The 23,296-nt window shown below is 51.3% G+C and carries 21 protein-coding genes and 1 pseudogene; 8 read left to right on the forward strand and 14 right to left on the reverse strand.

The annotated features are described in order from the left end of the window. Positions 1–2: 2 nt before the first annotated feature. Together ABZJ92_RS09665 and dcuC are read left to right on the forward strand one after the other, a co-directional pair. On the forward strand, positions 3–59 hold the full coding sequence (locus ABZJ92_RS09665; RefSeq protein WP_003032489.1) for an IS1 family transposase: 57 nt from the start codon (positions 3–5) through the stop codon (positions 57–59). 20 nt (positions 60–79) lie between these two features. Beyond that, positions 80–1,447, forward strand: coding sequence for an anaerobic C4-dicarboxylate transporter DcuC (gene dcuC, locus ABZJ92_RS09670; RefSeq protein WP_000467026.1), 1,368 nt, complete (start codon positions 80–82; stop codon positions 1,445–1,447). 42 nt (positions 1,448–1,489) lie between these two features. On the opposite strand, the gene sspB is transcribed toward dcuC, so the two are convergent. From sspB to zapE, 5 genes are all read right to left on the reverse strand, one after another. Beyond that, positions 1,490–1,987 (reverse strand): ClpXP protease specificity-enhancing factor, encoded by a 498-nt coding sequence (sspB, locus tag ABZJ92_RS09675; protein WP_000366129.1) that lies wholly within the window; start codon positions 1,985–1,987, stop codon positions 1,490–1,492. A 5-nt stretch (positions 1,988–1,992) separates the two neighbouring features. Continuing rightward, a complete protein-coding gene (sspA, locus tag ABZJ92_RS09680; RefSeq protein ID WP_000257293.1) occupies positions 1,993–2,631 on the reverse strand; it encodes a stringent starvation protein SspA in 639 nt (212 codons plus the stop codon). A gap of 394 nt (positions 2,632–3,025) precedes the next feature. Further along, positions 3,026–3,418, reverse strand: coding sequence for a 30S ribosomal protein S9 (gene rpsI / locus ABZJ92_RS09685; RefSeq protein ID WP_000829818.1), 393 nt, complete (start codon positions 3,416–3,418; stop codon positions 3,026–3,028). 15 nt (positions 3,419–3,433) lie between these two features. Further along, on the reverse strand, positions 3,434–3,862 hold the full coding sequence (gene rplM, locus ABZJ92_RS09690) for a 50S ribosomal protein L13 (RefSeq protein ID WP_000847559.1): 429 nt from the start codon (positions 3,860–3,862) through the stop codon (positions 3,434–3,436). A 218-nt stretch (positions 3,863–4,080) separates the two neighbouring features. Then, positions 4,081–5,208, reverse strand: a complete 1,128-nt coding sequence (gene zapE, locus ABZJ92_RS09695; RefSeq protein WP_001192314.1) for a cell division protein ZapE — start codon at positions 5,206–5,208, stop codon at positions 4,081–4,083. Between the two features lie 193 nt (positions 5,209–5,401). On the opposite strand from zapE, the gene zapG reads away from it, so the two are divergent. The 3 genes and pseudogenes from zapG to degS all read left to right on the forward strand — a co-directional run bounded on the left by zapG (position 5,402) and on the right by degS (position 8,458). Next, entirely contained in the window at positions 5,402–5,800 is a 399-nt protein-coding gene (zapG, locus tag ABZJ92_RS09700) for a Z-ring associated protein ZapG (protein ID WP_005050708.1), read from the forward strand. Positions 5,801–5,953: 153 nt separating this feature from the next. After that, positions 5,954–7,301, forward strand: a pseudogene (gene degQ / locus ABZJ92_RS09705) (serine endoprotease DegQ). Positions 7,302–7,390: 89 nt separating this feature from the next. Further along, positions 7,391–8,458 carry an outer membrane-stress sensor serine endopeptidase DegS gene (degS, locus tag ABZJ92_RS09710; protein ID WP_000497724.1) on the forward strand — a complete coding sequence of 356 codons (1,068 nt, stop codon included), beginning with the start codon at positions 7,391–7,393 and terminating at the stop codon, positions 8,456–8,458. A gap of 61 nt (positions 8,459–8,519) precedes the next feature. Here degS and mdh read toward each other — a convergent pair whose 3' ends face one another. Further along, entirely contained in the window at positions 8,520–9,458 is a 939-nt protein-coding gene (gene mdh, locus ABZJ92_RS09715) for a malate dehydrogenase (protein WP_005050705.1), read from the reverse strand. A 434-nt stretch (positions 9,459–9,892) separates the two neighbouring features. Between mdh and argR the strand changes: the two genes are divergently transcribed. Both argR and yhcN read left to right on the forward strand, forming a co-directional pair. After that, entirely contained in the window at positions 9,893–10,363 is a 471-nt protein-coding gene (argR, locus tag ABZJ92_RS09720) for a transcriptional regulator ArgR (protein ID WP_001257846.1), read from the forward strand. A gap of 364 nt (positions 10,364–10,727) precedes the next feature. Next, complete coding sequence (yhcN, locus tag ABZJ92_RS09725) at positions 10,728–10,991, forward strand: peroxide/acid stress response protein YhcN (protein WP_000695688.1); 264 nt, start codon at positions 10,728–10,730, stop codon at positions 10,989–10,991. A 55-nt stretch (positions 10,992–11,046) separates the two neighbouring features. On the opposite strand, the gene ABZJ92_RS09730 is transcribed toward yhcN, so the two are convergent. From ABZJ92_RS09730 to aaeX, 4 genes are all read right to left on the reverse strand, one after another. Continuing rightward, entirely contained in the window at positions 11,047–11,319 is a 273-nt protein-coding gene (locus ABZJ92_RS09730) for a barstar family protein (protein ID WP_001028769.1), read from the reverse strand. 91 nt (positions 11,320–11,410) lie between these two features. Then, the gene (gene aaeB, locus ABZJ92_RS09735; RefSeq protein WP_000510962.1) at positions 11,411–13,378 is read right to left on the reverse strand and encodes a p-hydroxybenzoic acid efflux pump subunit AaeB; all 1,968 of its coding nucleotides are present in this window, start codon (positions 13,376–13,378) and stop codon (positions 11,411–11,413) included. A gap of 5 nt (positions 13,379–13,383) precedes the next feature. Further along, positions 13,384–14,316, reverse strand: a complete 933-nt coding sequence (aaeA, locus tag ABZJ92_RS09740; protein ID WP_000854019.1) for a p-hydroxybenzoic acid efflux pump subunit AaeA — start codon at positions 14,314–14,316, stop codon at positions 13,384–13,386. Positions 14,317–14,323: 7 nt separating this feature from the next. Continuing rightward, positions 14,324–14,527, reverse strand: a complete 204-nt coding sequence (gene aaeX, locus ABZJ92_RS09745) for a p-hydroxybenzoic acid efflux pump operon protein AaeX (RefSeq protein WP_353765436.1) — start codon at positions 14,525–14,527, stop codon at positions 14,324–14,326. A 182-nt stretch (positions 14,528–14,709) separates the two neighbouring features. Here aaeX and aaeR point away from each other — a divergent pair, with 182 nt between their 5' ends. Next, on the forward strand, positions 14,710–15,639 hold the full coding sequence (gene aaeR / locus ABZJ92_RS09750; protein WP_000440309.1) for an HTH-type transcriptional activator AaeR: 930 nt from the start codon (positions 14,710–14,712) through the stop codon (positions 15,637–15,639). Positions 15,640–15,766: 127 nt separating this feature from the next. Here aaeR and tldD read toward each other — a convergent pair whose 3' ends face one another. From tldD to yhdE, 4 genes are all read right to left on the reverse strand, one after another. Then, positions 15,767–17,212, reverse strand: coding sequence for a metalloprotease TldD (tldD, locus tag ABZJ92_RS09755; protein WP_000055909.1), 1,446 nt, complete (start codon positions 17,210–17,212; stop codon positions 15,767–15,769). 155 nt (positions 17,213–17,367) lie between these two features. Continuing rightward, the gene (yhdP, locus tag ABZJ92_RS09760) at positions 17,368–21,168 is read right to left on the reverse strand and encodes an AsmA2 domain-containing protein YhdP (RefSeq protein WP_001253639.1); all 3,801 of its coding nucleotides are present in this window, start codon (positions 21,166–21,168) and stop codon (positions 17,368–17,370) included. A 67-nt stretch (positions 21,169–21,235) separates the two neighbouring features. Further along, the gene (gene rng, locus ABZJ92_RS09765; protein WP_000123197.1) at positions 21,236–22,705 is read right to left on the reverse strand and encodes a ribonuclease G; all 1,470 of its coding nucleotides are present in this window, start codon (positions 22,703–22,705) and stop codon (positions 21,236–21,238) included. Further along, entirely contained in the window at positions 22,695–23,288 is a 594-nt protein-coding gene (yhdE, locus tag ABZJ92_RS09770) for a nucleoside triphosphate pyrophosphatase YhdE (protein ID WP_000203090.1), read from the reverse strand. Before yhdE ends, rng begins: the two co-directional genes overlap by 11 nt. Positions 23,289–23,296: the final 8 nt, after the last annotated feature.

Consider the following 23,296-nt stretch of genomic DNA (forward strand, 5'->3'; position numbering starts at 1 on the left):
CGGTGGAGCTGCATGACAAGGTCATCGGGCATTATCTGAACATAAAACACTATCAGTAAGTTGGAGTCATTACCCAACAATGTTCGGCATAATTATATCTGTCATCGTATTAATTACGATGGGCTATTTGATCCTGAAAAACTACAAACCTCAGGTGGTGCTGGCTGCCGCAGGTGTCTTCCTGATGATGTGCGGAGTCTGGTTAGGGTTCGGTGGTGTACTCGATCCCGCCAAAAGCAGCGGCTACTTGATCGTCGACATTTATAATGAAATCCTGCGCATGCTGTCCAACCGCATTGCCGGATTGGGGCTGTCGATTATGGCGGTGGGCGGTTATGCCCGCTACATGGAGCGCATAGGAGCCAGTTGCGCGATGGTGAGCTTGCTAAGCCGCCCGTTAAAACTCATTCGCTCGCCGTATATTATTCTGTCGGCAACTTACGTCATCGGCCAAATCATGGCGCAGTTTATTACCAGCGCCTCCGGTCTGGGTATGTTGCTGATGGTCACCTTATTTCCGACGCTGGTGAGTCTGGGAGTAAGTCGCCTCTCTGCGGTGGCGGTTATCGCAACCACGATGTCCATTGAGTGGGGGATTCTGGAAACGAACTCCATTTTTGCAGCCCAGGTCGCGGGAATGAAAATTGCCACATACTTCTTCCACTACCAGCTTCCGGTCGCCTCTTGCGTCATTATCTCGGTGGCGATCTCCCACTTTTTCGTGCAACGCGCTTTTGACAAAAAAGATAAAAATATCAATCACGAACAGGCAGAGCAAAAAACTCTCGATAATGTCCCGCCGCTCTATTACGCCATTTTACCTGTGATGCCGTTAATCCTGATGCTCGGCTCGCTGTTCCTCGCCCACGTCGGGCTGATGCAGTCAGAACTGCATCTGGTGGTGGTGATGTTACTAAGTTTGACGGTGACGATGTTTGTTGAGTTCTTCCGCAAGCATAACTTGCGCGAAACAATGGACGATGTGCAGGCGTTTTTTGACGGCATGGGTACGCAGTTTGTCAACGTGGTAACGCTGGTGGTCGCGGGTGAAATATTTGCGAAAGGCTTAACGACGATTGGCACTGTTGATGCGGTTATCAGGGGTGCGGAGCATTCTGGTCTGGGCGGTATTGGCGTGATGATTATTATGGCGCTAGTCATTGCCATTTGTGCCATTGTGATGGGCTCTGGCAATGCGCCGTTTATGTCATTTGCCAGTCTTATTCCGAATATCGCAGCCGGACTACATGTACCAGCGGTTGTAATGATTATGCCGATGCATTTTGCCACGACGCTAGCGCGCGCGGTTTCGCCGATTACTGCGGTGGTGGTCGTTACGTCAGGAATTGCAGGCGTTTCGCCTTTTGCGGTGGTGAAGCGGACAGCGATCCCCATGGCAGTCGGTTTCGTGGTGAATATGATTGCCACAATCACGCTATTTTATTAAGTCATTAAAAAGACAAAACAGGCCGCCTGGGCCTGTTTTGTATTACTTCACAACGCGTAATGCCGGTCGACCACCGCGTGGTGGCTGCGGAGGTTCATCGTCAGGATGAGTGTCATCATCGTGATCTGGCTTGTCGCCATCAATAACCGACATAACGGTTTCGTTGTCTGCCGATGCCTCTTCATCATTCATGATGCTGGTATCTTCATCGTAGGCAGCTTCAGGCTCAAACATCGTGCCTGCGCCATTTTCACGGGCGTAGATAGCCAGCACGGCAGCCAGCGGCACAGAAACCTGACGCGGAATGCCACCAAAGCGCGCGTTAAAGCGCACCTCATCATTCGCCAGTTCCAGATTGCCGACAGCACGCGGCGCAATGTTGAGTACGATTTGCCCGTCACGCGCATATTCCATAGGAACCTGCACGCCAGGGAGCGTCACATCCACCACCAGGTGCGGCGTGAGCTGGTTATCCAGCAACCACTCATAGAATGCACGCAGCAGATAGGGACGACGTGGTGTTAGCTGTGACAAATCCATACAGATTAACTCCGGCCCAGACGCATTTCACGTTCTGCTTCAGTTAAAGAAGCAAGGAAAGAGTCACGCTCAAAGACGCGGGTCATATAGCCTTTCAGCTCTTTCGCACCCGGGCCGCTGAACTCGATGCCCAGTTGCGGCAGACGCCACAGCAGCGGAGCAAGGTAGCAATCGACCAGGCTGAACTCATCGCTCAGGAAGTACGGCTTCTGACCGAAGACCGGCGCAATCGCCAGCAGTTCTTCGCGCAGTTGCTTACGTGCGGCATCTGCTTCAGAAGCTGAACCGTTGATGATAGTGTTCATCAGCGTGTACCAGTCTTTTTCGATGCGATGCATGTACAGACGGCTTTCACCGCGAGCTACCGGGTAAACAGGCATCAGTGGCGGATGCGGGAAACGCTCATCCAGATATTCCATAATGATGCGAGATTCCCACAGGGTCAGCTCACGATCCACCAGGGTCGGAACGCTCTGATTCGGGTTGAGGTCAATCAGATCCTGAGGCGGATTGTCCTTTTCCACGTGTTCGATCTCGAAACTTACACCTTTCTCAGCCAGCACAATGCGGACCTGATGGCTATAGATGTCAGTAGGACCGGAAAACAGCGTCATTACCGAACGTTTGTTGGCAGCGACAGCCATGAAAACCTCCAGGTATAGTCAGAATTTTTACTGCTACCAGCCACCAGGTGGCCAGTCAGAAGTTGTGTTACCCAATAAGGAACGACTCTCTTTGTTCGAAAATCAAACAAAAAATGAGCAATACCCGACATTTGGGCAGAAAATTGGATGATAGTTTACCAGATTTTGCGACCTTTGTGGTGAGTGGATGCCGGAAATGGGGAAAAAGAGATGCGCTTTAGTCTGAAATAGTTGACTTAGACCCTTATTGGCGATGTGGTTTTTGTTTTACCTGTCTTTCAGACGGCAGCAAAAAGCAACTTCCCATTTTTTACGCTGATTCAGAATTTAGCCATAAAAAAACCCGCCGAAGCGGGTTTTTTCGCAAATTGTTTTCTGCCGTAGCAGAAGCCAATTAACGTTTGGAGAACTGCGGACGACGACGTGCTTTACGCAGACCGACTTTCTTACGTTCAACCTGACGAGCGTCACGAGTAACGAAGCCAGCTTTACGCAGTTCAGAACGCAGGGACTCGTCGTATTCCATCAGAGCGCGGGTGATACCGTGACGGATCGCACCAGCCTGACCAGAGATACCACCACCTTTAACGGTGATGTACAGGTCCAGTTTCTCAACCATGTCGACCAGTTCCAGCGGCTGACGAACTACCATGCGGGCAGTTTCACGACCGAAGTACTGTTCCAGAGAACGTTGGTTGATTACGATTTTACCGTTGCCCGGTTTGATGAAAACGCGAGCTGCGGAACTTTTGCGGCGACCAGTGCCGTAGTATTGATTTTCAGCCATTGCCTATAATCCCGATTAGATGTCAAGAACTTGCGGTTGCTGTGCCGCGTGGTTGTGCTCGTTACCCGCGTAAACTTTCAGTTTACGGAACATAGCACGACCCAGCGGGCCTTTTGGCAACATGCCTTTAACCGCGATTTCAATCACACGCTCAGGACGGCGAGCAATCATCTCTTCAAAGGTCGCTTGTTTGATACCACCGATGTGGCCGGTGTGGTGATAGTACACTTTGTCAGTACGCTTGTTGCCGGTTACAGCAACTTTGTCAGCGTTCAGAACGATGATGTAATCACCGGTATCTACGTGCGGAGTATATTCCGCTTTGTGCTTACCGCGCAGGCGACGAGCCAGTTCAGTAGCCAGACGGCCCAGAGTTTTACCGGTCGCGTCAACAACATACCAGTCGCGTTTTACGGTTTCTGGTTTAGCTGTAAAAGTTTTCATTAAAAGCTTACCCAATAAATAGTTACACGTTGGTGAACACCCAAACGTCTTCAATTGTTGAGGTTCACACGACAAAGTCCGGCAAACCTACCCCTTCGAATAGCCTATGCCAGCACACAAAAAGTTTTGGGAAAAAAACTTTCTTGTAACGTGGGGTCGCAGGATTATAGAGAAGTCGGGGTCAAAGATCGACCCCTTTTTGTGATTTGTGGCAGGTTTTAACCCGCCAAATGCTCGCGCTTCAGATACTCTTCGCTTTGCATCTCTTGCAGACGTGACAGGCAACGCTGGAACTCAAACTTCAGCCGCTCACCCTGATAAATTTCATACAGCGGCACTTCTGCACTCACCACTAATTTGACATGGCGCTCGTAAAACTCATCCACCAGCGCAATAAAGCGCCGCGCTTCGCTCTCCATCAACCGCGTCATGACTGGCACATCAAACAACATTACTGTGTGAAACAGGCGTGAGAGCGCAATATAGTCATGCTGACTGCGGGCGTCGACGCACAGCGTAGTAAAAGAAACCGCCAGCGTCTGGTTCTCGACGCCCATTGTCGCCAATGGCCGATGGTTGATTTCTAACGTCGGTGAATTTTCTCGTTTCACCCCCGCCAGCGCCAACCATAGTTTATCCATCTGCGCCCGGGTTTCATCGTTGAGTGGCGAAAGCCACAGATGCGCCTGAGTGAGTGTACGCAGTCGATAATCAACACCAGCGTCCACGTTCATTACATCACAATGCTGTTTAATGGCATCGATTGCAGGCAGAAAACGCGCACGTTGCAGGCCATTTCGATAAAGTTCGTCCGGCGGAATATTTGACGTCGCTACCAGGGTAATACCGCGGGTGAACAGGGCTTTCATCAGACCGCCAAGTAGCATGGCGTCGGTAATATCAGAAACAAAAAATTCGTCAAAACAGAGCACGTCAGTTTCGGCTTTAAAGCGATCGGCAATAATTTCCAGCGGATCGGTCTGCCCCTGTAAGGCAGTTAGCTCTTCGTGCACCCGCAGCATAAAACGGTGAAAGTGCAGGCGCTGTTTCCGCTCTCCCGGCAGGCTTTGATAGAAAAGGTCCATCAGCCAGGTTTTCCCGCGTCCTACACCGCCCCACATATATAAGCCACGCACTGGCGTATGCTTTGTGTCTTCGCGTTTACCCCACAGCTTACCGACCCGCGCCATTAGCCCACTCGTCCTGGGGGCTGGTGGCCTGCTATTGATGAGTTCTTGATAAATAATTTCCAGGCGGCTGACGGCCTCTTTTTGAACGTCGTCGGGTTGATGGCTGCCTTCATTGAGCGCCTTCAGGTATTGCGATGTTGGGGTAACGCTTTGCATGATCTTATTGTTATTCCTTGAATAATCGGTGCGCCGTTGTTCACGGTTGACGAAAAAAAGGCCGTTCTACACTACGCGATATGCAGTCGGGATTCCACTTCTGTGGAATTAACGGTTATAGTGGCATAATCAGCCGCAGGCATGGAGCCTGAAGCCAACACCCTACGGAAACAAAAGACAACGGGAGATGTTCATGACCTGGGAATATGCGCTAATTGGGTTAGTCGTCGGCATCATTATTGGTGCTGTGGCCATGCGTTTTGGTAATCGTAAACTACGCCAGCAACAGGCGTTGCAGTACGAACTGGAAAAGAATAAAGCTGAACTGGACGAGTATCGCGAAGAGCTGGTTAGCCACTTTGCCCGCAGCGCGGAATTACTGGATACCATGGCGCACGACTATCGCCAGCTGTATCAGCACATGGCAAAAAGCTCCAGCAGCCTGCTGCCGGAACTGTCTGCTGAAGCAAACCCGTTCCGTAATCGTCTGGCAGAGTCTGAAGCCAGCAACGATCAGGCACCGGTGCAGGTGCCTCGCGACTATTCTGAAGGCGCATCCGGCCTGCTGCGTACTGGCGCGAAGCGCGACTAATTTATTTTTCGGGCGCAGCCATTGCGCCCTCCTCTTCTCTCCCTCCCCGACTATCATTTAATCTGGTGTCTCATTGTTAGCCGTCTGAAAATTCAATAACATCAAACTGTTTTGAATCTCTTTTCTTATCATTCAGGTACGAGAGCAGGAATAATGAAAAAACAAACCCAGCTGTTGAGTGCATTAGCGTTAAGTGCCGGGTTAACTCTCTCGGCGTCATTTCAGGCCGTCGCGTCGATTCCAGGCCAGGTTGCCGATCAGGCCCCTCTCCCCAGTCTGGCTCCAATGCTGGAAAAAGTGCTTCCGGCAGTGGTGAGCGTACGGGTGGAAGGAACGGCCAGTCAGGGACAGAAAATCCCGGAAGAATTCAAAAAGTTTTTTGGTGATGATTTACCGGATCAACCTGCACAACCCTTCGAAGGTTTAGGTTCCGGTGTCATCATCAACGCCAGTAAAGGCTATGTGCTGACCAACAACCATGTGATTAATCAGGCACAGAAAATCAGTATTCAGCTCAATGATGGGCGCGAGTTTGATGCAAAACTGATTGGTAGCGATGACCAGAGCGATATCGCCCTGTTACAAATTCAAAACCCGAGCAAATTAACGCAAATCGCTATTGCCGACTCCGATAAATTGCGCGTCGGTGATTTTGCCGTAGCGGTCGGTAACCCATTTGGCCTTGGGCAAACCGCCACCTCTGGCATTGTTTCCGCATTAGGCCGCAGCGGGTTGAATCTTGAAGGTCTGGAAAACTTTATCCAGACAGATGCTTCCATTAACCGCGGTAACTCCGGCGGTGCACTATTAAACCTTAACGGTGAGTTAATTGGCATCAACACTGCAATCCTTGCGCCTGGCGGCGGGAGCGTCGGGATTGGATTTGCCATCCCCAGTAATATGGCGCGAACACTGGCGCAGCAGCTTATCGACTTTGGTGAAATCAAACGCGGTTTGTTAGGCATCAAAGGCACCGAGATGAGTGCCGATATCGCCAAAGCCTTCAACCTTGACGTGCAGCGTGGCGCGTTTGTCAGCGAAGTGTTGCCAAGTTCTGGCTCAGCGAAAGCGGGCGTCAAAGCGGGCGATATTATTACCAGCCTCAACGGCAAACCGCTGAATAGCTTTGCTGAGTTGCGCTCTCGTATCGCGACTACAGAGCCGGGCACGAAAGTGAAGCTTGGCCTGCTGCGTAACGGCAAACCACTGGAAGTAGAAGTGACGCTTGATACCAGCACCTCTTCGTCGGCCAGCGCTGGAAGGTGCAACGTTGAGCGATGGTCAGCTAAAAGATGGCGGCAAAGGTATTAAGATAGATGAAGTTGTCAAAGGAAGCCCAGCTGCTCAGGCTGGCTTGCAAAAAGACGATGTGATCATTGGCGTCAACCGCGATCGGGTGAACTCGATTGCTGAAATGCGTAAAGTGCTGGCGGCAAAACCGGCCATCATCGCCCTGCAAATTGTACGCGGCAATGAAAGCATCTATCTGCTGATGCGTTAATGTCGTAAACCGGGCATCAGGCTGACGTGTGATGTCCGGTTAACTCGTGGTATGCTGCTGCCGTTCCCTTTTTTAATGACGCCTCCATCATGTTTGTGAAGCTCTTACGTTCCGTTGCGATTGGATTAATTGTCGGCGCTATTCTGCTGGTTGCCATGCCTTCGCTGCGCAGCCTTAACCCGCTTTCCACTCCGCAATTTGACAGTACCGATGAGACGCCTGCCAGCTATAATCTGGCGGTTCGCCGCGCCGCGCCAGCGGTGGTTAACGTTTACAACCGTGGTTTGAACACCAACTCTCACAACCAGCTTGAGATCCGCACCCTGGGATCCGGTGTAATCATGGATCAACGCGGTTATATCATCACCAATAAACACGTCATCAACGACGCCGATCAGATCATCGTCGCCTTACAGGATGGACGTGTATTTGAAGCATTGCTGGTGGGATCTGACTCTCTAACCGATCTGGCGGTACTTAAAATTAATGCCACTGGCGGTTTACCTACCATTCCAATTAATGCACGTCGCGTACCGCACATTGGCGACGTAGTACTGGCGATCGGTAACCCGTACAACCTCGGGCAGACCATTACCCAAGGGATTATTAGTGCCACGGGTCGAATCGGTCTGAACCCGACCGGGCGGCAAAACTTCCTACAAACCGATGCTTCCATTAACCACGGTAACTCTGGCGGCGCGCTGGTGAACTCGCTGGGAGAACTGATGGGCATTAACACGCTGTCGTTTGATAAGAGTAACGATGGCGAAACGCCGGAAGGTATCGGCTTTGCGATTCCTTTCCAGTTAGCAACCAAAATTATGGATAAGCTGATCCGCGATGGTCGCGTGATCCGCGGCTACATTGGTATCGGCGGACGCGAGATCGCACCACTGCACGCGCAGAGCGGTGGTATAGATCAACTGCAAGGGATCGTGGTTAATGAAGTGTCACCTGACGGCCCAGCGGCGAATGCGGGTATTCAGGTCAACGATCTGATTATTTCGGTGGATAACAAACCGGCCATCTCTGCTCTGGAGACGATGGATCAGGTGGCGGAAATTCGCCCTGGTTCGGTGATCCCGGTTGTAGTGATGCGTGATGATAAGCAGTTAACGCTGCAGGTCACCATTCAGGAATATCCGGCAACCAATTAAGTCGAGTGCTCAAAACAAAAACCGGAGTCTGTGCTCCGGTTTTTTATTATTCGCTAATCAATTACTTATTAACGAACTCTTTGCCCAGGGCGATATCTTTCTTGAGCGTATCCAGCATACCTTCCAGCGCGTTCTGTTCAAATGCGCTCAGGGTACCGATAGATTTACGCTCTTCCACGCCGTTTTTACCCAGCAGCAGCGGTTGAGAGAAGAAACGGGCGTACTGACCGTCGCCTTCAACGTAGGCACATTCGACAACGCCTTGTTCGCCCTGCAGTGCACGAACCAGAGACAGACCAAAACGTGCAGCTGCCTGGCCCATAGACAGGGTTGCAGACCCGCCACCGGCTTTCGCTTCAACCACCTCAGTACCCGCGTTCTGGATACGTTTGGTCAGATCAGCCACTTCCTGCTCGGTAAAACTAACGCCAGGAACCTGTGACAGCAGCGGCAGAATGGTAACACCAGAGTGACCGCCAATAACCGGCACTTCAACTTCGCCTGGCTGTTTGCCTTTCAGTTCCGCAACAAAGGTGTTGGAACGAATGATATCCAGCGTGGTAACGCCGAACAGTTTGTTTTTGTCATAAACACCGGCTTTTTTCAGCACTTCAGCAGCAATTGCAACTGTGGTGTTAACCGGGTTAGTGATAATACCAATGCACGCTTTCGGGCAGTTTTTCGCAACTTGCTGTACCAGGTTTTTCACGATGCCGGCGTTAACGTTAAACAGGTCGGAACGATCCATACCCGGTTTACGCGCTACGCCTGCAGAGATAAGAACGACATCTGCGCCTTCCAGCGCCGGAGTCGCATCTTCACCAGAAAAACCTTTGATTTTCACAGCAGTAGGGATATGGCTCAGATCGACGGCCACACCGGGAGTCACTGGAGCGATATCATACAGAGAGAGTTCTGAACCTGAAGGCAGTTGGGTTTTTAACAGTAGTGCAAGCGCCTGGCCAATACCGCCAGCAGCGCCGAGGACTGCGACTTTCATCCTAAACTCCTTATTATATTGATAAACTAAGATATGTTGCTCCGCTGCCGCGACCTTAATCCACAAAATTGCCGTTTACAATGACCACATCTCAAGAATGTGTAGTCACGCAAGTTTAGCGTTTATGCATTTAATTGCCGTAATCAGGAACCTAACTTACGTAATTAACAGTCGCTTATGCATTAGCGCAACATTCCAACAGGTGGTGACAATATACCCTACCGTTCAGCCAAAACAACATCAATTTGATAACAATTAATTTACTTTTAAACAGAATTTGCATGCCGTGACGCAGGCATGTTTCTCAATAACGAAATTTGATAAAATCCCGCTCTTTCATAACATTATTTCAGCCTTCTTCAGGGCTGACTGTTTGCATAAAAATTCATCTGTATGCACAATAATGTTGTATCAACCACCATATCGGGTGACTTATGCGAAGCTCGGCTAAGCAAGAAGAACTAGTTAAAGCATTTAAAGCATTACTTAAAGAAGAGAAATTTAGCTCCCAGGGCGAAATCGTCGCCGCGTTGCAGGAGCAAGGCTTTGACAATATTAATCAGTCTAAAGTCTCGCGGATGTTGACCAAGTTTGGTGCTGTACGTACACGCAATGCCAAAATGGAAATGGTTTACTGCCTGCCAGCTGAACTGGGTGTACCAACCACCTCCAGTCCATTGAAGAATCTGGTGCTGGATATCGACTACAACGATGCAGTTGTCGTGATTCATACCAGCCCTGGCGCGGCGCAGTTAATTGCTCGCCTGCTGGACTCACTGGGCAAAGCAGAAGGTATTCTGGGCACCATCGCTGGCGATGACACCATCTTTACCACCCCTGCTAACGGTTTCACCGTCAAAGACCTGTACGAAGCGATTTTAGAGCTGTTCGACCAGGAGCTTTAATCTCTGCCCCGTCGCTTCTGGCGGCGGGGAAAATGTTGCTTATCCCTCTCATTCCCCTTCTTTCTCCTGCGATACATTTAACGAATAGTGCGTTTTACCGCGACACATCATTCACAAAATGAATACATACGGTAAAAAAAGCACATTATGCAAAATTCATTATCTAATTGAAAATACTATAATTAATAATAAATAACCGTGTTTTTTATACTTTTTTGTTATTAAAATTCACATTTTTAACACTTAGTATCAACTGAAACAGTTAGTGTGGTATTAATTAGTTCAATAATTAGTGTATACTTGATTTTGTGATATGGGTCACGAAACAAAGGCCCAGCTAAAAGATTATGTCGAGGTAAAAATCATGAAAATCAAAACCACTGTAGCTGCATTAAGCGTACTTTCTGTTCTCTCTTTCGGTGCATTCGCTGCCGACTCCATTGATGCTGCACAAGCACAAAATCGTGAAGCAATCGGGACCGTATCCGTAAGTGGTGTGGCGTCTTCGCCAATGGATATACGTGAAATGCTGAACAAAAAAGCGGAAGAGAAAGGCGCAACGGCCTACCAGATTACTGAAGCTCGTAGCGGTGACACCTGGCACGCTACGGCTGAACTGTACAAATAAACCCTCATCGTTTTGTCCGACGATATTGCCCCCGGTTCGTGGGCTTTTTTTTGCGCTAATGACGAACATTAAAACGCAAATGCCCTTCCAGCTCTTCCTCTGCCTCATCAAACAGCAATATTAACGCGCCAAAACGGCGACGCGTTTTCTCTCCCAGATGAACAAATTCAATCTCAAGTGGTAGCGGCAGGACATCGTTCATTAACACATCCCATAGTGAGTCGAGATCGCGTACCTTATCTTTAGCCAGACCAAAGGTTTGGCTAAAGTCACGATAAAAATCCTCCTGACTCTCAATCTCATCAAAATCAAAGGCATAAATATTCATCTGTTGCCACCGTCACGTTTCGCGGCGAGTTCTGCCGTGCATCGCTAAGTATAGCCATGAAAAAACCGACGCTTTTGGCGTCGGTTTTGACTTAACTATCGGTCAACGCATGTTGATACTTATGGAGCATCCCCGCCAGCCGATGAACCGGTTCCGTCACCTGCGGTGGCGCTTGCCAGATGCGTAGCTTTTCCTGGTAGATTTCCAGTTCTTCCAGCAACTGGCCAAAGTACCGACGACGTTTATCATCGCTACGGGCAGATATCACATGGTCTGCTGTGCGGCGCATTTGTCGGTGAAACGCCGATAAATCCTCGTTAACCGGGATCGGCGCATCACGCAGGCGCTGGTGCGCGATAATCATCGTCAGCGCCAGGCGAAATTTCGGCAAATCCCCTGGGAACTTATTCATCAGCAAAAACAGCTGCTGATAAAGTGCCGGGAGGTGGTTCTCTTTACGACGTGCCACATTGGTAGTCATCGCGGAAACAGCGGCAGAAACAAACTGATTAAGCAGTACACGTCCAGTCCTGTCGCGCGATTTATCCCGCACCAGCAAAATAACGGTGAACGCGAGCACACAGCCGACGATTTGTCCTAATGCGCTGTCGAGAAACTGACTGAAATGGAAAGTCATCGGGTTATCCAGCACGATAATATTTATGGTGCTGGCCAGTGCCCCCATCGAGCCCAGTCGCCGTTTCTGTACTTCTATACCGAGGAAGAATCCCAGCACTGCCAGGCTAATACACAGCAGCAACATGCTCTGTTGGGTATTAGGGATAATCACCAAAAAGTAGAGCAGCCCTAACGGCAGCGCGGCCAGCGTCCCATAGATAAAGTCGATCGCCACCATGCGTGGATTCGGCAAACGCATTGCCAGTGACGTCACGACCGCAATCATCACCATTGCACCACTGCCGGAAGTCCAGCCCGTCCACAGCCAGAAAAGCGTGCCCAGAATGCAGGAAAGTGTGGTTCGCCAGAAGTTAACCATTGCATGATGACGTTCGGCTGACTCTACTTTTACTTCCGGTTCGCCTTGCAGGATCTCTTCTTCGGTGGCGTTGATTTTTGTGTTACTGATAACGCCGCGCTTGAGAAGCTGATAACGCGTTGCCGCCGCGACCCAGCTATAAATGGTGACAGGCGTTTCCCGTTCCCCAGTCCAGGCGATAACTCTCCGCAGGCGTTTGAGCTGCTTGTGGACGTCCTGCGCGGTTTCTACCGGCGTGTCAAAAAATTCGCGGAAAGTATCAGTGATCAATTCCGGGCGCGTATTCTGAATAAGATAAGTTTCGCAGGATTGGGTAATCAGCGTCAGCGATAGCGTATTGATCGCTTTTAAACGTCGATTGGCCCGCGCCCAGCGGGAAGATTCCATATTCAGGTTGCTGCGCATGCCTTGTAGTGCCGTGGTGCGTCGCACCAGGTCGCCCCAGGCTTTATCGACAACTTCACCATCGCCATGCTTGATACAGAGTTGCATTAATTGATATTGCGCGACCAGCAAACTTTCCAGCTCTCGATCTACTTCTTGTTTGATCGATCGCGGAGAAAAGAGCAAATCCGCCATAATCGCACACACAATACCGATAACGATCTCGCTACAACGTTCGACGGCAAACTGCGGCGTAAGCAATGGTTCCGGCTGAATGGTGATCACAATGATCAGCGCGGTATAACCGGCCAGCCCCCACGCGTACGAGTTTTCTATTCGTACCAGCGAGGATATCCAGGTACAAAAACCGGCCCAGATACAGCACACCAGAATCATCAATAATGGTGCGCGGATCATCGCAATGATGATCACCAGTCCGGCAATACAGCCAATAAATGTGCCGATGATGCGCAAAAAGCCACGATAGCGAATAGCGCCAGAATACGGTTCACCTCCCGCAGCAAAGGCCGGACCGGCGGCAACAATCGCCGCTGTCAGTACCGCCCAGCGTGGCGTTTCCAGCTGGAAGTGAAAGCCAACAAACAGCGCCAGTACAATGGCGGTCGCCAGTTTTACCGCAAAGCGAATATGTTGGTTAGCAATGGAGAAAATACCCATCGTGATTAACCAAACTCACGCAGGCGATGGGCCATTTTACGGAAGAACGAATCCTGGCTTTCGTCGCGATCTTGTTTGCCAGTGACCACCACTGTAGCAGTGGTGCCCGCAGGCCAGATGTTCTCTTGCTGGTTGTCGAGACGAATACGAACCGGAACACGTTGCGCCAAACGCACCCATTCAAGGTCAGAGTCGATGGTCGCCATCCCTTTGTCGTCACGCGTGCTGCTGGCGTTGGTGACCCCAGCGGCAACACTATCAACAGTCCCTTTCAGCACTTTGTTACTGCCAAGCGGCGTGATCTCTGCACGATACCCCGGACGCACCCCTTCCAGCTTAGTTTCTTCCATATAGGCCAGTACATAGAAGGAGTTCTGTTTCACCAGCGCAACCGCCGTTGATCCTCGAGTAATAAACTCACCGGTATAGACGTTGAGGTTGGTCACCCAGCCATCTGCTGGCGCTCGGATCACCGTGCGTTCAAGATCCAGTTTTGCCAGATCGCGGGTCGCCTGCGCTTTCGCTAACTGATGCAGAACCGTTTGTAGTACGTTGTTAGCCTGGTCGATCTCTTCGCGAGACATCGCCTGCACACCGAGACGGTTACGACGTCCGGCCTCCTGGCGTTTCTCCTGTGCCAGTACCTGATAATAAGCAACATCGGCTTGCGCTTCCTCAAGCGCCTTTTGATAGCGCGGCTGGTCGATGGTGAACAGTATCTGTCCTTTTTTCACCAGCTGGTTATCATGAACATTCACCTGGGTAATGAGTCCAGAAACGTCCGGCGCGATCGCAACGACGTCAGCGCTAAAGCGCGCGTCACGCGTCCAGGGGGATTCGGTGTAATAGACCCAGGCATTAAAAATTGCGATGAAGGCCAGAATGACTAATACGACCGTGATGGCCGTACGGGAGAATTTTCTTATTAGTGTTTTCACTTCAACCTCAAACGAACAGTCGCGATATCAAATAAAACAAGCAGCAATAGAGCGCGGTGTTGAACAACGCCGGATGCCAGACAAAGTCGTAGATACCTGTTGGCACAAGTACCCGGCGCACCAGCCAGAAAATCGCCAGTGATAAAAGCAATTCAAAAAATATCGGTGGGAAGGGCAGCCCAAACACCACGATAACGGGAAACAGACTCATGTTGACCTTGGTTGTATAGAGAGAGCAGGCGTTATTATTTTCAGCATCTGTCGCCGCAGAGAAGGGCATGGAAAGCCGGGCGAGAGCAACATTGCTGTAGATTGATATTTAATATATTAGCGTAACTGTTATGCTGTTATCTATATTATGTGATCTAAATCACTTTTAAGTCAGAGTGAATAATGGAACGACTAAAACGCATGTCGGTGTTTGCCAAAGTAGTTGAATTTGGCTCTTTTACCGCCGCCGCCAGACAGCTACAGATGAGCGTTTCGTCCATCAGTCAGACGGTGTCAAAACTGGAAGATGAGTTGCAGGTAAAGCTGTTAAACCGTAGCACACGCAGCATTGGCCTGACCGAAGCCGGTAGAATTTACTACCAGGGCTGCCGTCGTATGCTTCATGAAGTGCAGGATGTTCATGAGCAACTGTATGCCTTCAATAACACCCCCATCGGGACGCTACGCATTGGCTGTTCTTCAACTATGGCACAAAATGTTCTCGCCGGGCTGACAGCCAAAATGCTGAAAGAATACCCAGGTTTGAGCGCCAATCTGGTTACCGGAATTCCAGCCCCCGACCTGATTGCCGACGGTCTGGATGTGGTGATCCGCGTCGGCGCGTTGCAGGATTCCAGCCTGTTTTCCCGCCGTCTTGGCGCGATGCCAATGGTGGTGTGCGCCGCGAAAAGCTATCTCACACAATACGGCATACCGGAAAAACCCGCCGATTTAAGTAGCCATTCATGGCTTGAATACAGCGTGCGGCCCGACAATGAATTTGAACTGATTGCACCGGAAGGGATCTCGACTCGCCTGATCCCGCAAGGGAGATTTGTGACTAATGATCCGATGACGCTGGTGCGCTGGCTAACGGCGGGTGCCGGGATCGCCTACGTGCCGCTGATGTGGGTGATCAACGAGATCAATCGTGGGGAGCTGGAGATCCTGCTGCCGCGTTATCAGTCAGATCCACGCCCGGTTTATGCGTTATATACCGAAAAAGATAAGCTGCCGCTGAAGGTACAGGTCGTGATCAACTCGCTGACGGATTATTTTGTTGAGGTCGGTAAATTGTTTCAGGAGATGCACGGGCGCGGGAAAGAGAAGTAATTCATATTGTACTGTTACGTTCTACAAACCTGTGCCAACGGGTTCCCCTCACCCTAACCCCAGAGGAGCGAGGGGACCGTTCGTGCACGTAGAAAGATTAATTATCCTTCTGAAAATAATGAAATTATTACGCAGTACCGCCAACAGTCAGGTTATCGACTTTCAACGTTGGCTGGCCCACGCCAACCGGCAAACTTTGCCCTTCTTTACCGCAGACACCCACGCCGTTATCCAGTTTCAGGTCGTTGCCAACCATCGAAATCTGCTGCATGGTTTCGATACCGGAACCAATCAACGTTGCGCCTTTCACCGGCTTCGTTACTTTACCGTTTTCAATCAGATATGCTTCTGAAGTGGAGAAAACGAATTTGCCGGAGGTGATATCCACCTGACCGCCACCAAAGTTCGGTGCATAGATACCGTACTCAACGGATTCAATAATTTCTTGCGGGGTCGATTTACCCGGCAGCATATAGGTGTTGGTCATACGCGGCATGGGCAGATGGGCGTAGGATTCACGGCGACCGTTGCCAGTCGGCGTCATCCCCATCAAACGCGCGTTGAGTTTATCCTGCATGTAGCCTTTCAGAATGCCGTTCTCAATCAGCACGTTGTACTGGCCTGGCGTACCTTCATCATCAATCGCCACCGAACCACGGCGATCGACCATCGTGCCGTCATCAACCACGGTACACAGTTCTGAAGCCACCAGCTCCCCGACCTGTCCACTAAATACTGAAGTGCCACGGCGGTTGAAGTCGCCTTCCAGACCGTGACCTACCGCTTCATGCAACAGCACGCCCGGCCAACCTGCGCCAAGTACTACCGGCATGGTGCCCGCTGGTGCAGCAACGGCAGAAAGATTGACCAGCGCCATACGCACTGCTTCTTTTGCCCATGCATCCGCACGGACTTCGCCGTCAAGATCGGCAAGGAAGAACTCATAACCAAAACGACCGCCGCCGCCACTGGCACCGCGTTCGCGTTTGCCATCTTCTTCGACCAGAACGCTCACGGAAAGACGCACCAGCGGACGGACATCCGCCGCTAGCGTGCCGTCGGTGGCCGCAACCAGAATTAATTCATAGACACCACTGAGGCTGGCAGTCACTTCCTGTACGCGCTTGTCCGCTTCGCGAGCAACCTTATCGACGCGACGCAGGATATCCAGCTTCTCTTCACGGCTCATGCTTTGCAGCGGATCTACCGAGGTATACAACGGGCTATGCTCTACCGCGCCCAGCGTCTGTACTTTGCCATCACCACTATCACGGACGATGGTGCGCGCCGCTTGCGCACTCTGTTCCAGCGCCAGCAGGCTGATTTGGTCAGCGTAAGCAAATCCGGTTTTTTCACCGCTGATTGCACGCACGCCAACGCCCTGATCGATGTTGTAAGAACCATCTTTAATAATGCGGTCTTCTAAAACCCAGGATTCGTGATAGCTCGACTGAAAATAGAGATCGCCATAATCAAGGCGACGTTCGGCCAGTTGACCGAGGATCGCGAACAAGTCCTGATGTTTCAGGCCGTTCGCCGCTAGCAATTGTTCACTTACCAGGTTCAGACTCATCGTTTTTGCTACTCGTTAGTTACTGCAGTAGAGGATTTTTTACGGCTGCCGGATGCGGCGTGAACGCCCTATCCGGCCTACAGTTATGTTCCGGCTCGTTGGCCTTTGGCAACGATTATCATATGAGATTGGGGCAATTACGCGCCCTCGTCAAATCATTGCGCTTTTTCTTTACGCGGTTGGCGCAACACTTCGTTGATTTGCGGATCGTCCAGCGGACCCGAAATGTGATAGCGCAAAATGGAGACTTTGCTCCACAGCGGCCCCAGCACTTTACTGGCGGCAAACACTGCCGCGCCAACAATGGGGTTAACCGCAAAAGCCGCAGCCACGCCCACCGTCGCAGAAATCTCTGGTGCGACAACCGCTTCCATATTCAGGTCGCGGCGTACCAGATTTACCGACCCTTTCATGGCGATATCCGCCTCCAGGCCATCCACCAGCGTGTCGTCGGTGTGCATAACGCCGTCTTTAATCCACGCGGTGCTGCGAATGGAGTCAAAATAGAACCCTTCGCCAAAAGTGTCTCTGAAATCAAAACGCAGCTTACGCATCAGGGCATCTACGCTCAATAAGCGCAGCAATTGCCCGGCATGTCCGGTATTGATTTCGGTAATTTCGCCTTTACCCAGTTGAGTATGAATGATGCCATTCAACGTCGCTTCATCTGGCTGCCAGGGTGCTTTGCGCCAGTGTAAATCGTAATCCACATTAAATGACGACTGGCGTATGGGCGTCGTGACACCAAAAAATTCTGCGGCGGCATCAATTTTCTGCCCACGCAGTTTTCCTTTCAGCGAGGTACGTTCATTCCCCGGATTATTAACCCATTCACCATCGGCAGTAAGCCGCGAGAAACCAGTATCAATCAGTCCATTGGTCAGCGTTAACGTATCGCCAGAAATGGTGATATCACTGTCAATGCGACCGAATTTTTGCCCCCAGAACCAGCACTCTGTGCATCGTATTTGTGCGTCCGGCCAGCCACGGAAGTTAATGCGCTCCGTTGTCGGGAAAGGTGATGACGGCGTTGAATCACCACGAGTTTTCGCCACGCTCGGGTTGTAATAAAGATATTTGATATTCGCCAGCCACGGCGCGTTATTACGCATCGCTAGCGTGGCGTTGATTTCACGCCCTTGCGCCTCAACCAGGGTGCCATTTGCCGTCGGTTGCGAAACAATACTCAGGTTATTCCATTGCTGATTTCCCAGTGACAACATAGGCGTACGTAACGTTATGTGTTGTGGGAAACTCGCTGCACCACCGACACTCTCCGCAGCGCCTTTCTGGAACAGGGCCAGCCACTCGGCACCATTCATCGGCGGCATATTAAGTTCAACGCCACTTTGTTCCGGCAACGGCGGGAGCGTTTTACTGTCTGCCGCCCAAATAGCACGATCGAGCGTCAGCTTTTGACCAAGCAACCAGCGGCTATTGAAATGGTTATCCGCACCAGCCTGTCCGGTTAATTCAAAGCTGTTGAGATTGCCATCAACCTTAACGTTTACCGCTAGTGGTTCACCCGCAGGTTTGGCTAACGGTGAAGGTAAGTGACTACTCACATTATTCAGATCGCCGTTCAGCTCTACGTTATAGGTCGCGCCAGCATGATAAGGCAGATCAATGCCCACTTTACCATCCCACGCCACGCTGCCACTCAATGCTTCGTTCACCGCTTCAGGCAGAACGCCGGTTTTCGCCGGTTGCCAGTTACCGTTGAGATTCACCGCAACCTGGTAGGCTTTTGCCCCTTCTTTGGTGGAAAAATCCACGTTCAACGGCTGATTAAACCAGCTTGCTGTCAGTGGTTCACTTTGCAGATCGCCATTGATAAAGCTGAATTTACCGCTCAAATTTTTCAGGATGCTGTCGAGTGGTTTGATAAACAGACTGTTATTACGCAGCGTCACTTCACCTTTCGCGGTTACCAGTTCGCCGTTCAGCGGGATATCAAGATGTAAGCGAGCATTCACATCGCCGTCGAGCTGGAGTTCTTGCAGGGTCGCACCCAGAGAATCTTTCAGCGGTGTCTCATCAAAGTAAGGGCCAACGGCTTTACCCGGACCTTTAATGTCAGCGTCAATCAGCAGTTTTTCTTTTGAGTAGTCAGGGATCACTGCGGTGAGATTACTCGCGCGCACGCCGCCCAGATTAACGCCATCGGTTTTCATCCATAAACCGTCGTTAATAAAGTCCAGTTCAATATCAAGGTTAGTTAATGCAGGCCAGTCCGGCTGGAAGGCAAACTTCGCGTTGCGCAGCGGCACCAGCACTTCAAACTGACCTTCGTTGTGTTTATAGGGGAAGAGTTGCGGATTGCCACCATAAACCAGCGTCGCGTTATCCGCTTCACCGCCCTGAATCGCACCACTTAAATAATCAACCAGGTCTTTACCCATCAAGTTTTCCGGGAAATAGCGCCAGGCTTGTGAACCATCATCGGTACTGATGCCAGCCAGAATACCCAGCCAGGGTTCATCGTTAGCAGGTTGCAGGTAACGAAAACCGCCGCGCGCATGGACGGCTTTGGCTTTAACGTCAATATTACGCCCATCCAGCTGGAAACCTTTGTCATTGTTCAGCCAGCTTATAGTTGCCTGGCCGTCGGCGATTTCCAGTGGCGCACGGAATACCGTTTCGTAAGGCATCTTTGCCTGCTTCATCGACGCGGTAAGCAAACCATTTTCAACGCTGCCGGAAAGCGTCCCGGAGAAGTGTTCCGCACCCGGTAATAATTTCCATTGCTTCCAGGCCAGATCGCTCCACGATGCCTGAAAACGGGTCTTGTCTGCCGCCTGAAGCGGGATATCCAGCGCCAGAGTGTTAATCTTGCCGCTCGGTTGTGTGGAGCGCCAAACATCACCCAGTGCAGGTGAAAGTTTCGCGGCCAGCGGGCGTATGCCCTCCAGGCCTGCCAGCTCCAGATTACTAGCGCGAATCCGGAGTTCGTCACTGCGTTTATTGTCTTTGCCGCCAACGTCCTGTTCCGGTATCCAGGCCAGCGTCAATGCTCCGCTCGGCCAGGGTTTGCCGTCCATCGTGATCCGTGTATCGGGAATAGAGAACTGCCAGCCCGGATTTTCACGCGTAATATGCGCGGTCAGATTATCCACCGACAGCGTATGCGTTTGCTTCTCGCCCAACCAGCTGGCACCGCCCTGTTTCAGCCAGACGTCACCGCCGGTTACATCGCCTTTGTCGATCGTCATCCAGCCTTCAAGGGAGAACTGTGCCGTTTCCAGAGCAATATTGTCCTGCATCCATTTACCGAGCCACGGCTTCAGGTCGATGTCATCCGCCTGTAGCCAGACGCGACCATTGCTTAACAACCCCTCATCATCGCGCAAATCCATGCGCACCTGCATCACGCCGTGCTGTCCGGTAAGGCTGGAGAGGCTTACCAGGCCTTCCGCACGGTGTCGACGTGGATCGTTCAGCCAGGTGAGTTGTGGGATCGCCAGCTCGGCGCGCTGACCGGATGGCGTCAGAAAACTGACTTCACTGTCGCGGAGATCGAAATGGTCAAATTGACGAAGAAACAGATCGCTGATGTGACTGGCTTCCAGACTGTCATCGCTACCACCGCTGGTGATAGGAGTGTTGGTGCGAAAGCGCAGCTGCCAGAAAGTGAGGTCGCGAAACTGCCAGCGCATATGTAACAGGCTCTGCCAGACATCCAGCGCCAGAGTAACGCGTTTAACCGAAAATTCGCCGCCATCTTTTAGTTCTGCACGGATGTCGTGTGCTTCAAGCGTCGGGCCAAAATTCTGCCAGCTGGCTGAGAGCTGACTGGCTTCTACCGGCATGCCAGTCGCGGATTCTATTTTGTTGAGGATTTCCGGACGCCAGGCGTTAAGATGCGGTAAAGCAATACGCAGGCCGCTAACCAGCAGGGCAGCGATCACAACGAGCGCGGCTCCAGTAAGCAGTAAAATCCCCGGCAATCGCCTCACCCGTCACTCCTTGTCTGCTAAAAATGTGACTCAAAAACCCTTTGCCGGATGGCGGCCCAGCATCTGTTTACATCATTACGACGTCAAACTGCTCCTGGTTATAGAGCGGTTCAATTTGTACTTTAACCTGTTTGCCAACGAAAATTTCCACTTCCGCCAGCGAGTGTGACTCTTCGCCTTTCAAGGCTTCGGCTACTGCCGGAGAAGCATAGACCAGGAAACGGTCGGAGTCGTAAGCATGGTGGACACGAACAATCTCGCGCATGATTTCATAGCATACCGTTTCCACGGTTTTCACCGTTCCGCGACCGTGGCAGGTTGGGCATTCGTTACACAGTACGTGCTCAATGCTTTCGCGGGTGCGTTTACGCGTCATCTCCACCAGCCCCAGCGCCGAAAAACCATTAACGCTGGTTTTCACCCGGTCTTTGCTCAACGCCTGCTCCAGCGAATGCAGCACGCGGCGGCGGTGATCTTCATTATTCATATCGATGAAATCAATAATGATAATCCCGCCCAGATTACGCAACCGTAACTGGCGAGCGATAGCCTGCGTCGCTTCAATATTGGTATTGAAAATAGTGTCGTCCAGATTGCGATGACCGACAAACGCTCCGGTATTGATGTCCACGGTGGTCATCGCTTCGGTCTGGTCGATAATCAGATAACCACCGGATTTCAGTTCTACTTTGCGTTCCAACGCTCGCTGGATTTCGTTTTCGACATCAAAGAGATCGAAAATCGGCTGGCGTCCGGTGTAATGCTCCAGCTTGCTGGTCATCTCGGGAATGTACTCCGAGGTAAACTCCAGCAATGCTTCGTAAGTCAGGCGTGAGTCAACGCGAATGCGGTCCAGTTCGGCGTCGGCAAAATCACGCAGAACACGCTGCGCCAGCGCCAGTTCGCCGTACAGCTGATAACGGGTCTGCGGGCGCTTTTTACGCTCCATAACTTTGGTCCAGACGCGTTTCAGATAAGCGGCATCGGAGGCCAGTTCAGCCTCGCCAACCCCTTCCGCTGCGGTGCGGATGATAAACCCGCCCTGCTCGTCGCAATACTCTGCGACCACTTTTTTCAGACGTTCACGTTCTGATTCGCTTTCAATTCGTTGGGAAACCCCAACGTGAGAAGCCCCTGGCATAAATACCAGATAGCGAGAAGGCAGCGTGATATCGGTGGTCAGGCGCGCACCTTTAGTGCCAAGCGGATCTTTCACCACCTGCACCATCAGATCTTGCCCCTGACGAACCAGTTCCGAGATGTCGCGCACCGTGAATTGCTTTTGTTCTTCACCCGCCACACATTCGGTATGCGGCATGATGTCGGATGCATGAAGAAACGCGGCTTTATCCAGCCCAATATCTACAAAAGCCGCCTGCATACCCGGAAGTACACGACTTACACGACCCTTGTAGATATTGCCTACTATTCCGCGTCGCGCCTCACGTTCAATATGAATTTCCTGCAGAATACCGCCATCAATATACGCCACTCGCGTTTCCGAAGGCGTTACGTTTACTAACAATTCAGCCGTCATGTTTATCCCTTTTCTCACGCAGTGCGTTAAAATTACTTAATAATTCATACGTTTCAACCAGCGGTAAGCCGACTACGGCGTGATAGCTGCCATTTATCTTCCTGACAAAACAGCCACCCAGCCCCTGAATACCGTATGCACCTGCTTTATCTAACGGTTCACCGCTGGCGACATAGCCCGCGATGTCTTCGTCTGTTAACGTTCTGAAAGTCACATCGGTGACCACCAGGCAATCGAGAATGTGCTGGCTGTCGGCCAACGCCACTGCCGTCATCACCTGATGGGTCTGACCCGATAATTTGCGCAACATCTGCGCCGCATGCTCTGCGTCGCGCGGTTTCTCGAGCACTTCTCCGTTCAGGATAACGATAATATCCGCACCCAGCACCGGGAGATCCTGTGCCGTTTGCGCGACACCCGCCTGTGCTTTCTCGCGTGCCAGACGCACAACATACTGCTGCGCGCTCTCCTGCGGCTGACGCTGCTCCTCAATGCCCGTAACAATACGTTCAAAGGTCACGCCAAGTTGCGCAAGTAACTCCTGACGACGCGGAGAACCGGAAGCTAAATACAGAGAAGTCATAGAAACCT

Origin of the sequence: Shigella sp. FJ200513 (assembly GCF_040495915.1) — a bacterium.
GTDB lineage: Bacteria > Pseudomonadota > Gammaproteobacteria > Enterobacterales > Enterobacteriaceae > ECMA0423.